Source organism: Falsiroseomonas oryzae, assembly GCF_027856955.1.
Taxonomy (GTDB): domain Bacteria; phylum Pseudomonadota; class Alphaproteobacteria; order Acetobacterales; family Acetobacteraceae; genus Falsiroseomonas; species Falsiroseomonas oryzae.
This window is the reverse complement of sequence record NZ_JAPSMD010000131.1, coordinates 1-12,925: the sequence shown is the minus strand read 5'-3', so window position 1 is coordinate 12,925 and position 12,925 is coordinate 1. Positions and strand designations below refer to the sequence as shown.

Genomic DNA, 12,925 nt, shown 5'->3' with positions numbered 1-12,925 from the left:
GCGGCGTCAGCTGGCGCGGCGCCCCCGGCGGACCGCGCCGAGGCCGAGCAGGCCGACCAGCAGCAGCGGCAGCGCGGCCGGCGCGGATACCGCGGCAGCCGGCGCGGCCCAGCTGTGGACGCCGCCGAAATCGTCGGAGCCGTTGGTCGGCCCGATGTTCCAGTTGCCTTCGGAAATGGTGCTGAAGGTGAAGCCACCCGCCACGATCGTCACGTCGGCCGCGCTGGGCAGGCTGGCCGGCAGCAGGCCACTGATCGAGGTCAGCGGCGTGTCGCCCGGCATCGCCGACACCGTCAGCCCGGCGAAGAGATCCGTCGGATTGTAGCGGAACCAGAGGAAGTTGGAGGCCTGGATCGCCGTGCCCGGCGTATAGTTGGTCAGCTTGAGGATGGCGGTGGCCTGGCCGGTGCAGTCGCTGCAGTTCCCGGTGAAGGTGTAGCCTGGCGTCAATTCGATGAGTGTCTGCAGGAGCAGGTATTCGAGTACCACGATGGCCTTCGCAGGACGCGGCGCCACCAGCACGGCGGCCAGAACACACGCGGCGAGGACCACCCCCGCGCGACGGAACCACTTCACCATCCCAGTCTCCTTCGGCGCGAACCGCGACAGGTTCGACGTCGCAACGCTCCGTGTCCACCGAGCGCCGGTTGCATGCGACCGGGTGCCGCTTGCGCTTTGGACAGGCTGGCCGGCCAGCCCTCAGCCGCCCGGGAAGATCATCTCCGCGAAGTCCAGCGCCAGCCGCGTCACCTCGCTCTCGCGCTCCGCGTTCCAGGCCAGCGCCACGCCGACCGCATGCACCGGTCCTTCCAGCTCGCGGAACGCCACGCCCGGCGGCCGCAGCCGCGCCATGCCCGCGCTCACCAGCGCCACGCCCAGCCCCGCCGCGACGAAGCCCAGCTGCGCCATGGCGCTGCCGACCTCCCGCACGACCCGCGGCGTGAAGCCGGCGGCGCGGCAGGCGGCGACCATCGCATCCGAATAGGCCGGCGAGATCCCCCGCGGCAGGATCAGCAGCGGCTCGTCCGCCAGCATGCCCAGAGGCAGCGGCGACTCGCTCCCCGCCAGCGGATGACCGGAAGGCAGCGCGGCCGCCAGCACGTCACGCCCCAGCGGGCGCAGCTTCACGGGGTGCCGGTCATGCTCCAGCCGCAGCAGCGCCAGATCCACCTCGCCGCGGCGCAGCGCCTCCACCGCGTCGGTCGTGTCGAGCTCCCGCACGCTCACTGCGGCATCGGGCCGCGCCGCCTGCAGGGCACGCACCAGCGGCGGCAGGTAGTCGAACAGGGCGGAGGTGACGCAGGCGATCGCCACCGGCGCATGCCGCCCGGCGCGCAGCTCGCGCGCCAGCGACTCCAGCTCGCCCGCATCCTGCGCCAGGCGGCGGGCCAGCGGGATCAGCGCCTCGCCCTCGCGCGTCGGGCGCGCGCCCTTGCCCGTGCGCTCCAGCAGCTGGACGCCGAGCTCCTTCTCCAGGGCCTGGATCTGCGCCGTCAGCGGCGGCTGGGAGATGCCGAGCCGCGCGGCGGCCCGGCCGAAATGCCCTTCCTCGGCGACGGCGAGAAAATGCCCGAGACGACGGACGAGGCGGAAATCCATGGCGCTGCCGTGTGGCCCTTCGGTCTTGGTGCCGGGCCTTCCTCAACCTTGCTGCCCCGGTTTAGCGGGGCTCCGATACGAAATCCATATCGCGCCGGATGCCCAATCGGATTGGACGATCACGCACGGCGGGCGCACAAACCTTCCGCACTCCACACGGCAAGGATGAGGAAGGCCCGTGATCAAGCACCAAGTGAAGGTCCATCCGTCGAAGGCGCTGCTGAAGCGCGAGGACCAGCTGGCCTGGAAGATGGCCGCCGTCGCCACCGACAAGGTCGCCGTCCAGAAGGACGTGCAGGCGATGATCATCAACCGGATCATCGACAACGCCTCCGTCGCCATCGCCGCCATCAACCGCCGGCCCGTCGTCTCGGCGCGCGGCATGGCGCTCGGCCATCCCCGCAAGGGCGGCGCGAGCGTCTTCGGCGTGAAGGCCGCGACCACGGTCAGCCCGGAATGGGCGGCCTGGGCGAACGGCACGGCGGTGCGCGAGCTCGACTTCCACGACACCTTCCTCGCCGCGGACTACTCCCACCCCGGCGACAACATCCCCCCCGTGCTGGCCGTCGCGCAGACGATGGGCCGGTCGGGCCGCGACCTGATCCGCGGCCTGGCCACGGCCTATGAGCTGCACATCGACCTGGTCCGCGCGATCTGCCTGCACGAGCACAAGGTGGACCACATCGCCCATCTCTGCCCCGCCGCCGCGGCCGGCATCGGCACGCTGCTCGGCCTGAAGCAGGAGGTGGTGTTCCAGTCCATCCAGCAGGCGCTGCACACCTCCGTCTCCTTCCGCCAGTCCCGCAAGGGCGAGATCAGCAGCTGGAAGGCCTATGCCCCCGCCCATGCCGGCAAGCTGGCGGTGGAGGCGGTGGACCGCTGCATGCGCGGCGAAGGCGCGCCGTCCCCCATCTATGAAGGCGAGGATTCGGTCATCGCCTGGGTGCTCTCCGGCCGCACCCAGGCCGACAGCAAGGGGCGCAACACCGTCTACGAGCCCGTCTACTACGAGGTCCCGCTGCCCGAGCCCGGCGAGCCGAAGCGCGCCATCCTGGACAGCTACACCAAGGAGCACTCGGCCGAGTACCAGTCCCAGGCCCTGATCGACCTGGCCTTCCGCATGCGGGAGAAGATCACGGACTGGGAGGCGATCGAGAAGATCACCATCCACACCAGCCACCACACCCACTACGTGATCGGCACCGGCGCCAACGACCCGCAGAAGATGGACCCCAAGGCCAGCCGCGAGACGCTGGACCACTCCATCATGTACATCTTCGCCGTGGCCCTGCAGGACGGGCGCTGGCACCACGTGGACAGCTACGCCCCGAAGCGGGCCCAGCGCGCCGACACCGTCCGCCTGTGGCACAAGATCGAGACTCGCGAGGATCCGGAGTGGACCCGGAAATACCATTCCCGCGACCCGGAGGAGCTCTCCTTCGGCGGCCGGGTGGAGATCCGCTTCCGCGACGGCACCACGCTGGTGGACGAGCTCGGCGTCGCCAACGCCCATCCGAACGGCGCCCGGCCCTTCGCCCGCGAGCAGTACGTCCACAAGTTCCGGACGCTGACCGAGGGCATCCTCACCACGCGGGAGGCCAACCGCTTCCTCGCCGACGTGCAGGACCTGGCCAGCATCCCGGCCGGCGAGCTGCACGTGCTCAACGTGGCGCTGCCCGTCGGCACGCTGCTCGAGAGCAAGCCGGGCATTTTCTAGCCCGCGCCTCTTCTCCCTCCCCCGCGTTGGCGGGGGAGGGTCGGGGTGGGGGCACGCCCCCGCACCCCCAAGCCTTGCCGCTCAAGAACCGACACGAGGAACGCGATGAGCGAGTCCACCCCCACCCTCTACAAGGGCCTGGTCGGCGTCTATGCCGACGTCTCCGCCGTCTCCAAGGTGATGCCGGAGACGAACAGCCTGACCTATCGCGGCTACGCCGTGCAGGATCTCTGCGAGGAGAGCAACTTCGAGGAGGTCGCCTACCTGCTCTGGCACGGCGAGCTGCCGACCGCCGCCCAGCTGAAGGCCTTCCAGACGGAGGAGCGCGCCAACCGCGCCATCTCCCCCGCGCTGCTCGGCGTGCTGCGGGCGATCCCGAAGGACGCCCACCCGATGGACGCGGTCCGCACCGCCGTCTCCTTCATGGGCACCGAGGACCCGGAGGCTGCCGACGTGTCCGACGCGGCCCAGCGGCGCAAGGCGATGCGGCTGCTGGCGAAGCTGCCCACCGCGGTCGCCGCCACCAACCGCCTCTCCAAGGGCCTCGAGCCCATCACGCCGGACCCGAGCCTGCCGTTCTGCGAGAACTTCTTCCACCTGGTCTTCGGCAAGGTGCCGCAGCCCGAGGTCATCAAGTCCTTCGACGTCTCGATGATCCTCTACGCCGAGCACACCTTCAACGCCTCCACCTTCACCGCGCGGACCGTCACCTCCACCGGGGCGGACATCCACGGCGCCATCACCGCGGCGATCGCCGCCCTCAAGGGCCCGCTGCATGGCGGGGCCAACGAGGCCGTGATGCACATGCTGAAGGAGATCGGCAGCCCCGAGGCGGCGGAGGAGTGGCTGGAGAGCCGCTTCGACCACAAGGCGCTGGTGATGGGCTTCGGCCACCGGGTCTACAAGAACGGCGACAGCCGCGTGCCGACGATGACCAAATACGCCGAGAAGATGGCCGAGGTGGTCGGCGACCGGCGGTGGATGGAGACCTCCCGGGTGCTGGCCGCGAAGATGATGCGGGTGAAGGGCATCCACCCCAACCTCGATTTCCCCGCCGGCCCTGCCTACTACCTGATGGGGTTCGACATCCCGATGTTCACCCCGATCTTCGTCTGCTCCCGCATCACCGGCTGGGCGGCGCATGTCTTCGAGCAGGCGGCCGACAACCGCCTGATCCGCCCGCTCTCCCACTACACCGGTGCGCCGCAGCGCCCGGTCACGCCGCTCTCCGCGCGGGGCTGATCCCGCCCGCGGGCAACCTGCTCCGACCTCGACGCCGCGCGCGACGCGCGGGTCCCGGTCCGACCTTCGGCACCACCAACGCGCCACGCCGGCACCGCCGGCGTGGCGCCTTCGTTAAGGCCTCGCCGTGTCGCCGCGGCACGCGGCGCACCCGTCCGCCACGACGACGATGACGACGACGCGCGCGAAGAGAGCGCGCGATGCATCGCATCGTCGTGCGTCGTGCACGTCATCGCGCGTGCTTCGTGCGATTCCGTTTGACAGTCTGCTTGCAGATGCATCACGAGTGAGTCGCACGCACTCGCTTGACGCGATTCGCGCGCCGAAGATCGGAGCCACGACGTCGCACTGCCACGATGCAGCCGACGACGAGGCCACCGGAGAGAGGCAAGCGACGCGGCGGGTCGGGGCGCGCAGCAGGAAGGAACGGTCCATGGACCGCAGGCTCGGGGAGGAGGGGAGCATCGCACGCACATCCTTCTCCGCACCGCCGGTCGGCGCCGCAGCGGCGCTGCCACCGGGCGGGAGAGAAGCCAGGGCACGCGCAACGCGCCGCATCATGCGGCGTACGTCGTCCCCGGCGCCTGCGAGGGAATGGACGGCGGCTTCCGCGGTCCGGCGCGATACGGGATCCGCGCCGACCGCCACGCCGCCACCCGACTGCCACCGTGGACGCCGCGCCCCCCTATCGCGCCGGTGGACCACCAACGGAACTCCACCATTGGACGGAACAAGGACCTGAACCTCATGACCGATATCGTCGAGACCACCGAGACCGAGGCCGCCGAGCCGCGCGCCCAGGCGATGGCGATGGCCGCCACGCGCAAGACCGCGAAGAAGGCCGCGCCGAAGAAGGCCGCCGCCAAGAAGGCCGCGCCGAAGCGCGCCGCTGCCAAGAAGGCTGCGCCGAAGAAGGCCGCCGCCAAGAAGGCCGCGCCGAAGAAGGCCGCCAAGAAGGCCGCCCCGAAGCGGGCCGCCGCCAAGAAGGCCGCGCCGAAGCGGGCCGCCGCCAAGAAGGCCGCGCCGAAGAAGGCCGCCGCCAAGAAGGCCGCGCCGAAGCGCGCCGCTGCCAAGAAGGCTGCGCCGAAGAAGGCCGCCGCCAAGAAGGCCGCGCCGAAGAAGGCCACCTCCGCGCGCTCTGAGGCCGCGAAGAAGGCCGCCGCCACCCGCGCCGCAAAGAAGGCCGCTGCCGCCGCCGCCGCTGCCCCGGCGCCCGAGGCCACTTCCTGACCTGACCGCCGATCCCGGCGTAGGGGGCGTCGCCCGCAAGGGCGGCGCCCTTTGCGCTTTCGGCGTTGCCCTCAGGCAACGGGCGCGCGCTTCGCGCGCCTGGCTCGCCGGACTGCTGGCGGGCCGCCTTCGCGGCCTCGGACCGCTTCGCAGTCCGCCATTGCTCCACCTATCCTGTGGCGATGCTGATCCGACCGCTCCCCCGCGCGGAACGCGGCACGCTCGCCCCGCTGCTCGCCGCCTATGCCGCCGAGATGCGCGGCACGCTGGCCGGCGCCGCCGTCGCGACGCCGGAGGCGCAGGCCGCGCTGCTCGCCACCCATCCAGCGGCGGAGGTGCTGCTGGCCGAACTCGATGGCGCGCCGATCGGCTTCGCCGTGCTCTTCGACCTGCCCGAGCTCGTCTTCGCCCGCAGCTGCGGCATGCTCGACGACCTCTTCGTCCTCCCCGCCGCCCGCGGCCGCGGCATCGCCCGCGCGCTGATCGCGGAGGCGGTCGCGATCGGGCGCCGCCGCGGCTGGTCGCACCTGCGCTGGATCGTGCCGGAAGGCGATGTCGGCGCCATCGCCCTCTATGAGCGCATCGCGGAGCGGGCCGACTGGCGCAGCTACGTCATCCGCATCGACCCGGCGGCGTCGCTGTAGGCGCTACCCGAAGGTCCGCAGCAGGTCGTCCACCTGTGCCGGCGTCAGCCGGCGCACACCTGGCACGTCGCGCAGCAGCAGCGCGAGGCGGGCGGCCTCCTCCAGCTCCTCGCTGGCATGCACCGCCTCGGCCAGGCTCGCGCCGCTCACCACCGGCCCGTGGTTCGCCAGCAGCAGCGCCTTCGCGACCTTCGCCGCCGCGAAGACCGCCGGTTCCATCGCCGCGTCGCCGGGCCGGTAGTAGGGCACGCAGGGCAGCCGCCGCCCGATGCGCATCACGAAATACGGCGTCAGCGGCGGGATCTCCGCATCGCCCGCTTCCGGCGATCCATCGCCCGACGCGCCTGTCGGCGCGATGCAGGAGATCGCCGTCGCGTAGGTCGAGTGCAGGTGCACCACCGCCCCCGCCTCCGGTCGCGCGGTCAGCACGGCGCGGTGCAGGAACACCTCCTTGCTCGGCTTGTCGCCGGACAGATGCGCCCAGTCCGGCCCCAGCTTGCTGATGCGCGCCGGGTCCAGCCGCCCGAGGCAGGAATTCGTCGGCGTCATCAGGTAGCCATCCGGTAGCCGCACGCTGATGTTGCCCGCCGTGCCGACCGAGTAGCCGCGGTCGAACAGCGAGCGCGCCAGCATCGCCAGCTCCTCGCGGATCGCCTGCTCAGACATGCTGGAACGCCTTCAGGAAGAAGTCGCGGGCGCCGAAGTTCCCGCTCTTCAGCGCCAGGTGGATGCCCGCCTGCGGCACGCCGGCGGCGGGCGGGAGCGGGGCGAAGGTCCAGGGCACGCCCGGGTCGATCTCCGCACCGATGCGGAGGCTCGTCACGCCGAGGCGCTGCACCACCGCGCCCGAGGTCTCGCCGCCCGCCACCACCAGCCGCCGCACGCCGCGCGCGACGAGGCCCTCGGCCACCGCGGCCAGCGCATCCTCGACCAGCACGCCGGCCGCCTCGCGCCCCAGCTTCGCCTGCAACGCCGCCACCTTCTCCGGCGGGGCGCTGGCCGCGACCACCACCGGCCGCGAAGCGTCGAGCCTGCCCTCCACCCAGTCCAGCGCCTGCGCGGCCAGCGCGCCGGCATCCGGCATGGCCAGCGCATCGAGCTCCAGCACCGGCAGGTGATCGCGCGCAAAGCCGATCTGGCCGAGCGTTGCCCGCGAGCAGGAGCCCGCCACCACGGCGCAGAGTCCCTCCGCCCTCGGCAGCGTCGCGGCGTCGCTGCGCGGCGGCAGCAGCCCGGCGCGCCGGAAGTTCTCCGGCAGGCCCATCGCCACGCCCGACCCGCCGGTGACCAGCGCATGGCCCGCGCAGGCCTCGCCGATCGCGTGCAGATGCGCGTCGCTCACCGCATCCACGATGGCATGGCGCCGACCGGCCTCGGCCAGCCGTGTGAACTCCCGCCGGATCGCCGCGGCGCCCTGCTCGACAACCGCGAAGGGCACCAGGCCGACGCCGCCATCGGTCTGCCGCGACAGCACGCGCACCAGGTCGGGGTCCTTCATCGGCGTCAGCGGGTGGTTCTCCATCCCGCTCTCGCTCAGTAGCCGGGCGCCGACGAAGAGGTGCCCCTGGTAGATGCTGCGGCCGTTGGCGGGAAAGGCGGGGCAGGCGATGGCGAAGCCGGCGCCGAGCCGCTTCAGCAGCGCATCCGCGACCGGGCCGATGTTCCCCTCATCCGTGCTGTCGAAGGTGGAGCAGTATTTGAAGAACAGCTGCCGCGCCCCGCCCGCCAGCAGCGCCTCCGCCGCCGCCAGGCTCTCGGCCACCGCCTGCGCCACCGGCGCTGTGCGCGACTTCAGCGCCACCACCACCGCGTCGGCCTCCGGCAAGGACGGCGCCTCTCCATGCCGCTCCGCGGCGGGGGGCACGCCGATCACCTGCACGCAGCTCATCCCGTTCTTCACGAGCATGGAGGCGAGGTCTGTGGCGCCGGTGAAGTCGTCGGCCACGCAGCCGAGGAGCAGGGGCATGGTCAGGTCCGCCTCACAGGGGTGTGCCGTCCTTGCGGCTGTAGCGCCAGGCGCCGTCCGGGCCCATCGCGGCGACGAGGTCGTCGTCCGGGTAGGTCACATGGTCGCCGGCCGAGCGGTCGCCGACCTCGAGATAGACGACGTCCCGATCCGTCCGGTTGACCAGATGGTGCGCGTCGCCGGTGCCGGCCCGGAAGCCCGCGCACATGCCGGGGCGCAGCCACGTCTCGCCGGCATCGGTCACCAGCGTCGGCTCGCCCTCCAGCACATAGACGAACTCGTCCTGTGTCGCGTGCGCGTGACGCAGGGCGGAGGCGCTGCCCGGCGCCAGCCGGGTCAGGTTCACCCCGAAGTTGCGCAGCCCGAAGGCATCGCCCAGCACGCGGCGCTCGCGCCCCTCCACCTTGCGTCGCAGATCGGCCGGATAGCCGGACGGGCCCTTCGGCGGCGCGTCCATGGCGACAATGGCAACAGGCTTCGCGGACATACCGGCCTTTCCCCGCTGCGTCAGCGCGGCGGCGGCAGGCAGAGCAGGTCCGCATGCCCGACGCGCGCCGAGAGTCGAAGGTCGCGCGCCTGGGTCGTGCGGTCCAGCACCCAGCGGGCGATGCGGCCTTCAAGACGGCGTTCGTGCGCGCGTGCCGCCCGGGCGTGGCCCTCCGCGAGTTCCAGCGCCATCCGCGGCGCCGTACGCGGCACCACCCAGTCCGACGGCGCGCGCAGCACCTCGTAGCCCTGCGCGCCGAAGGCGGCGGCGATCGCGGCTGGCGCCTTCGCGCCGAGCGCAATCCCGGAAAAACCCTTGTCGCGCGCCTGGTCGCGGGCGAAGCCGCGCGCCACCAGCGCATCGCCCGGATGCGGCGGCGCGAAACGCTCGCGGCCCGTCACGTTCAGCGCGGCGTAGAAGGGCAGCCGCCGCGCTGCGCAGGCCGCCGCCATCCGCTCCACCCAGCCCTCGCTGACAAGGTCGCAGAGCGCGGTGTTCACCACGGCGTCCACCGCATGCAGCGGCAGGTTGTCCGGCGCCTCGCGCAGGTCGGCAACGAGGCCCTCCACCCGCCAGGCGCCGCGCGGGCTGTGCACCAGCAGCGTGCGCTTGCCCGGGAAGGTCACGCCCCAGCCTGCCGCCTCGGCGCGGTCGGCGATGGTCTCGAAGGCGCGCTCGATCAGCCCGGCATCGGCATCCACCAGCGTCCAGGCCTGCGCCCGCCCGATGAAGTGGCCCATCCAGCGCAGCAGCGATCCCGTCCCGGCCCCGAGGTCGAGCAGGCGCGGCCGAGCCGGCAGCGCCTGCGCCAGCCGCACCGCCAGGCCCGGGTCGCGCGCGGCCGCATCGAAGGGCTCGCGCAGGTCGAGCCAGTCGCCATCGAAGCTCTCGGCCATTCAGGCTGTCTCCAGCTCCGCCACGAAGGCCGCGGCGCGGTCCTCCCAGCGCGGCAGCTTCTGGCCAGCCTGCCAGGAGGCCTCGGCCATCTCCGCGCGCAGCTCCGTGTCGAAGATCACCCGCCGCAGCGCCTTGCCGAGCGAGACATGGTCCCCGGGCGGCGAGACGACGCCCGCTTCCACCGGCACCAGCTCCGCCAGCGCGCCGCCCGCGGTCACGGCCACCGGCAGGCCGCGCGCCATCGCCTCCGCCACGGCCATGCCGTAGCCCTCCCAGTGGCTGGCCAGGGCGAAGACGTCGGCGCCCTGCCACAGCGCCTCCAGCACCGCGCCGTCCACCTCGCCCGGGAAGTCCACGCGCTGCGCGATGCCGAGCTCCTCGGCCAGCGCCTGCAGCCCATGTGCATAGACCGCGTCGCGCGCGCCGCCCGCGACGGTCAGCCGCCAGTCCAGGTCGGACAGCGTCGCCAGCGTGCGCATCAGCACGTCATGCCCCTTGCGCGGGATCAGCGAGCCGAGGGCGAGGATCGCGCAGCCATCCCCCGACCCGGTGCTGCGCGGCGCGGGGTCCGTGCCCGGCTCCACCACGCCCACGCGCTCCGGCGCCACCTCGAACTCGGGGGCGAGCCGCCGCGCCGTCAGCGGGCTGGTCGCCACCAGCCGGGCCATGCGCGGGAAGATGGCGCGTTCCGCGGCGCGCAGCGCGTCGCGCACCTCGCCGGGGTTGCCATGCTCCAGCGCCGTCGGGTGATGGATCAGCCCCACCGCGCGGCGCTGCGCCAGCTCCTCCACCAACGGGGCGAAGGCGGGCAGGCCGAGCCCGTCGATGACCAGGCGCGTGCCGGCCGGCACCGCCGCCAGCGCGTGCCGCGCATCGGCGGTCGCCGTCTCGTCCGGCAGCGGGTGCCGCCCGGCCAGCTCCACCACCTGCACCTCGTGCCCGATCGCGCGCAGCCCCTCCACCAGGCGGCGGTCGTAGATGTAGCCGCCGGAGATGGTGTCGAAGGGACCGGGAACGAGCAGCGCAATATCCATCGCGCTCACACCGGCCCTTCGAAGGCCGCCCAGGCGATGTGGCTCTCGCGCAGCAGCACCTTGATGCCGCTCACGCCCTTGCCGCCCTCGCCAAGCCGCCCGTCGCGGCAGGCGGCGGCCAGCTCCTGCTGGATGTGCAGGCACAGGTATTCGGTCGTGGTGTTCTTGCCCGCGAAGACCGGCTCCGCATCCAGGTTGCGGTAGTCGATCGGCGCGAGGACGGCGCGCAGCACGTCCTTCGCCAGGCCGATGTCGATCAGCAGGTGCAGGTCGTCCAGCTTCGGCGCGCGGAACTCGGCCTCCACGACGAAGGTCGCGCCATGCAGCCGCTGCGCCGGGCCGAAGGCCTCGCCGCGGAAGCTGTGGGCGATCATGATGTGGTCCACGACGGTGAGGCTGAACATCGCGCGCTCCGACACTCTATATATATGTGACGACGGGGCAGAGAGGTTGGGGCTCGCCCGGCTTCGGCAACAGCACCGGTCCGATCCGCTGCGGCAACTCGGCGAAGGGAAGCTCCGGCCCCGCCAGCGCATCCAGCCGCGCATCCGCCAGCAGGTCCAGCGCCAGGGCGAGCCTCTCCGCATGCGTGCGCCGGCCGCGCATCGCCGGCGCCACTGCGCCGACCTGCGTCGAGACCAGCGACAGCCGCTTCGCGTGGAAGGCCTCGCCCAGCGGCAGCGCGCAGTCGCGGTCGCCGAACCAGCTTGCCTCCACGACGCGCCCCTCGAAGCCGCAGCGCGACAGCGCGAGCCGCAGCCCCTCCGCGCTGGCCGAGGCATGCACCACCAGGTCGCGCTCGCCCGGCGCCTCCTCCGGGGCGCAGAAGCGCGCGCCGAGGGATTCGACGATGCCGCGCCGCGCCGGATCGAGGTCGCAGACCACCAGGTCGAGCCCGGGGATGCGCGCCAGCAGGAACGCCACCAGCAGCCCGACCACGCCGGCGCCGACCACCAGCGCACGCTCGCCCACCAGCGGCCGCGCGTCCCACAGCACGTTCACCGCCGTCTCCATGTTGGCGGCCAGCACGGCGCGGCGGTCCGGCACCGCATCCGGCACCGGGATGCACATGGCGGCCGGGGCCAGGAAGGCGTCGTGATGCGGATGCAGGCAGAAGACCCGCCGCCCGCGCAGCGCCGCCGGCCCGTCCCGCACCTCGCCCACCGCGGCGTAGCCGTAGGAGACGGGGAAGGGGAAGTCGCCCTGCTGCAGCGGCGCGCGCATCGCCGGCCACTGGCTCTGCGGCACGCGCCCCTGGAACACCAGCCGCTCCGTCCCGCGCGAGATGCCGCTGGCGCGCGTGACGACCAGTGCCTGGTCGGGTGCGGGCGCCGGCAGGTCGTGCTCGCGGATCTCCGCGACGCCCGGCGCGACGGTCCACAGCGCCCGCGCCTTCATGGCGCGCAGAGCCCGGGCCGTGCGCGGTCCAGCGCGACGTCGCACAGGATGTCCTCGCCCAGCGGCCAGACCCGCCAGGCGAAGCGCAGCCCGTCGCCGATGCGCGCCGCCTCCGGCAGGCTGAAGGCCGCGATGCCGGAGCCGAGGATCACCGGCGCCACCGTCAGGTGGAGCCGGTCCAGGCAGCCCGCCGCCAGGAAGGCCGAGACGGTACGCCCGCCACCTTCCACGAAGATGCGCCGCAGCCCCCGCGCGGCCAGCGCGCGCAGCAGCGCCGGCAGGTCGAGCCCGGAGGCATCGCGCGCCACGCGCAGCACCTCGGCCTGCCCATGCATGGCGGGTCCGTCGGTCGCCGCGACCAGCAGCGTCGGCGCCGCGCCGTCGGTGAAGATCCGATGCGTCGCCGGCAGGCGGCGGTCGGCGTCCAGCACCACCCGCACGGGGCTCGGCCCCGGCACCTCCCGCGTCGTCAGCCGCGGGTCGTCGTGCCGCACCGTGCCCGCGCCCACCAGCACCGCGTCGCACAGCGCGCGCAGCCGGTGGGTGTGCAGGATGTCGCCGCGCCCGCCGATCCATTGCGAGGAGCCGCTGCTCGTCGCGATCCGCCCGTCCACCGTCTGCGCCAGCCGCCCGATGACCCGGCAGCCATCAGGCGCGGCGGGCGGCGCCAGCACCGGCGCGAAGAGCTCGCCGAGCGGCCCGCGCGGCACG

14 protein-coding genes are annotated in these 12,925 nt (G+C 73.0%); 4 read left to right on the top strand and 10 right to left on the bottom strand.

Annotated elements, in window-relative coordinates; translation table 11 throughout:
- Positions 1-6: 6 nt before the first annotated feature.
- Together OZN99_RS14400 and OZN99_RS14395 are read right to left on the bottom strand one after the other, a co-directional pair.
- Positions 7-579 carry a hypothetical protein gene (locus OZN99_RS14400; RefSeq protein WP_270935935.1) on the bottom strand — a complete coding sequence of 191 codons (573 nt, stop codon included), beginning with the start codon at positions 577-579 and terminating at the stop codon, positions 7-9.
- Positions 580-699: 120 nt separating this feature from the next.
- Positions 700-1,599: a LysR family transcriptional regulator gene (locus OZN99_RS14395; protein WP_270935934.1), complete on the bottom strand. Its 900-nt coding sequence runs from the start codon at positions 1,597-1,599 to the stop codon at positions 700-702.
- A 178-nt stretch (positions 1,600-1,777) separates the two neighbouring features.
- Here OZN99_RS14395 and OZN99_RS14390 point away from each other — a divergent pair, with 178 nt between their 5' ends.
- From OZN99_RS14390 to OZN99_RS14375, 4 genes are all read left to right on the top strand, one after another.
- The gene (locus OZN99_RS14390; protein WP_270935933.1) at positions 1,778-3,316 is read left to right on the top strand and encodes an MmgE/PrpD family protein; all 1,539 of its coding nucleotides are present in this window, start codon (positions 1,778-1,780) and stop codon (positions 3,314-3,316) included.
- Positions 3,317-3,421: 105 nt separating this feature from the next.
- Positions 3,422-4,558 carry a bifunctional 2-methylcitrate synthase/citrate synthase gene (locus tag OZN99_RS14385; protein WP_270935932.1) on the top strand — a complete coding sequence of 379 codons (1,137 nt, stop codon included), beginning with the start codon at positions 3,422-3,424 and terminating at the stop codon, positions 4,556-4,558.
- A gap of 747 nt (positions 4,559-5,305) precedes the next feature.
- Complete coding sequence (locus OZN99_RS14380) at positions 5,306-5,788, top strand: hypothetical protein (protein ID WP_270935931.1); 483 nt, start codon at positions 5,306-5,308, stop codon at positions 5,786-5,788.
- 182 nt (positions 5,789-5,970) lie between these two features.
- Positions 5,971-6,432, top strand: a complete 462-nt coding sequence (locus tag OZN99_RS14375; protein ID WP_270935930.1) for a GNAT family N-acetyltransferase — start codon at positions 5,971-5,973, stop codon at positions 6,430-6,432.
- Positions 6,433-6,435: 3 nt separating this feature from the next.
- Here OZN99_RS14375 and otnC read toward each other — a convergent pair whose 3' ends face one another.
- The 8 genes from otnC to OZN99_RS14335 form a co-directional block, all read right to left on the bottom strand.
- On the bottom strand, positions 6,436-7,098 hold the full coding sequence (gene otnC, locus OZN99_RS14370; RefSeq protein ID WP_270935929.1) for a 3-oxo-tetronate 4-phosphate decarboxylase: 663 nt from the start codon (positions 7,096-7,098) through the stop codon (positions 6,436-6,438).
- Positions 7,091-8,398, bottom strand: a complete 1,308-nt coding sequence (gene otnK / locus OZN99_RS14365; RefSeq protein ID WP_270935928.1) for a 3-oxo-tetronate kinase — start codon at positions 8,396-8,398, stop codon at positions 7,091-7,093. The genes otnC and otnK overlap by 8 nt, the downstream gene beginning before the upstream one ends.
- Positions 8,399-8,411: 13 nt before the next feature.
- Positions 8,412-8,885 carry a cupin domain-containing protein gene (locus tag OZN99_RS14360; RefSeq protein WP_270935927.1) on the bottom strand — a complete coding sequence of 158 codons (474 nt, stop codon included), beginning with the start codon at positions 8,883-8,885 and terminating at the stop codon, positions 8,412-8,414.
- 20 nt (positions 8,886-8,905) lie between these two features.
- Positions 8,906-9,781, bottom strand: coding sequence for a class I SAM-dependent methyltransferase (locus OZN99_RS14355; protein WP_270935926.1), 876 nt, complete (start codon positions 9,779-9,781; stop codon positions 8,906-8,908).
- Positions 9,782-10,816, bottom strand: coding sequence for a glycosyltransferase family 4 protein (locus OZN99_RS14350; protein WP_270935925.1), 1,035 nt, complete (start codon positions 10,814-10,816; stop codon positions 9,782-9,784).
- 5 nt (positions 10,817-10,821) lie between these two features.
- Positions 10,822-11,220 (bottom strand): 6-pyruvoyl trahydropterin synthase family protein, encoded by a 399-nt coding sequence (locus OZN99_RS14345; RefSeq protein ID WP_270935924.1) that lies wholly within the window; start codon positions 11,218-11,220, stop codon positions 10,822-10,824.
- Positions 11,221-11,236: 16 nt separating this feature from the next.
- Positions 11,237-12,214, bottom strand: coding sequence for a zinc-dependent alcohol dehydrogenase (locus OZN99_RS14340; protein WP_270935923.1), 978 nt, complete (start codon positions 12,212-12,214; stop codon positions 11,237-11,239).
- The coding region (locus OZN99_RS14335; RefSeq protein ID WP_333779740.1) for a RibD family protein at positions 12,211-12,925 on the bottom strand (715 nt) is incomplete at its 5' end. The genes OZN99_RS14335 and OZN99_RS14340, both read right to left, overlap by 4 nt.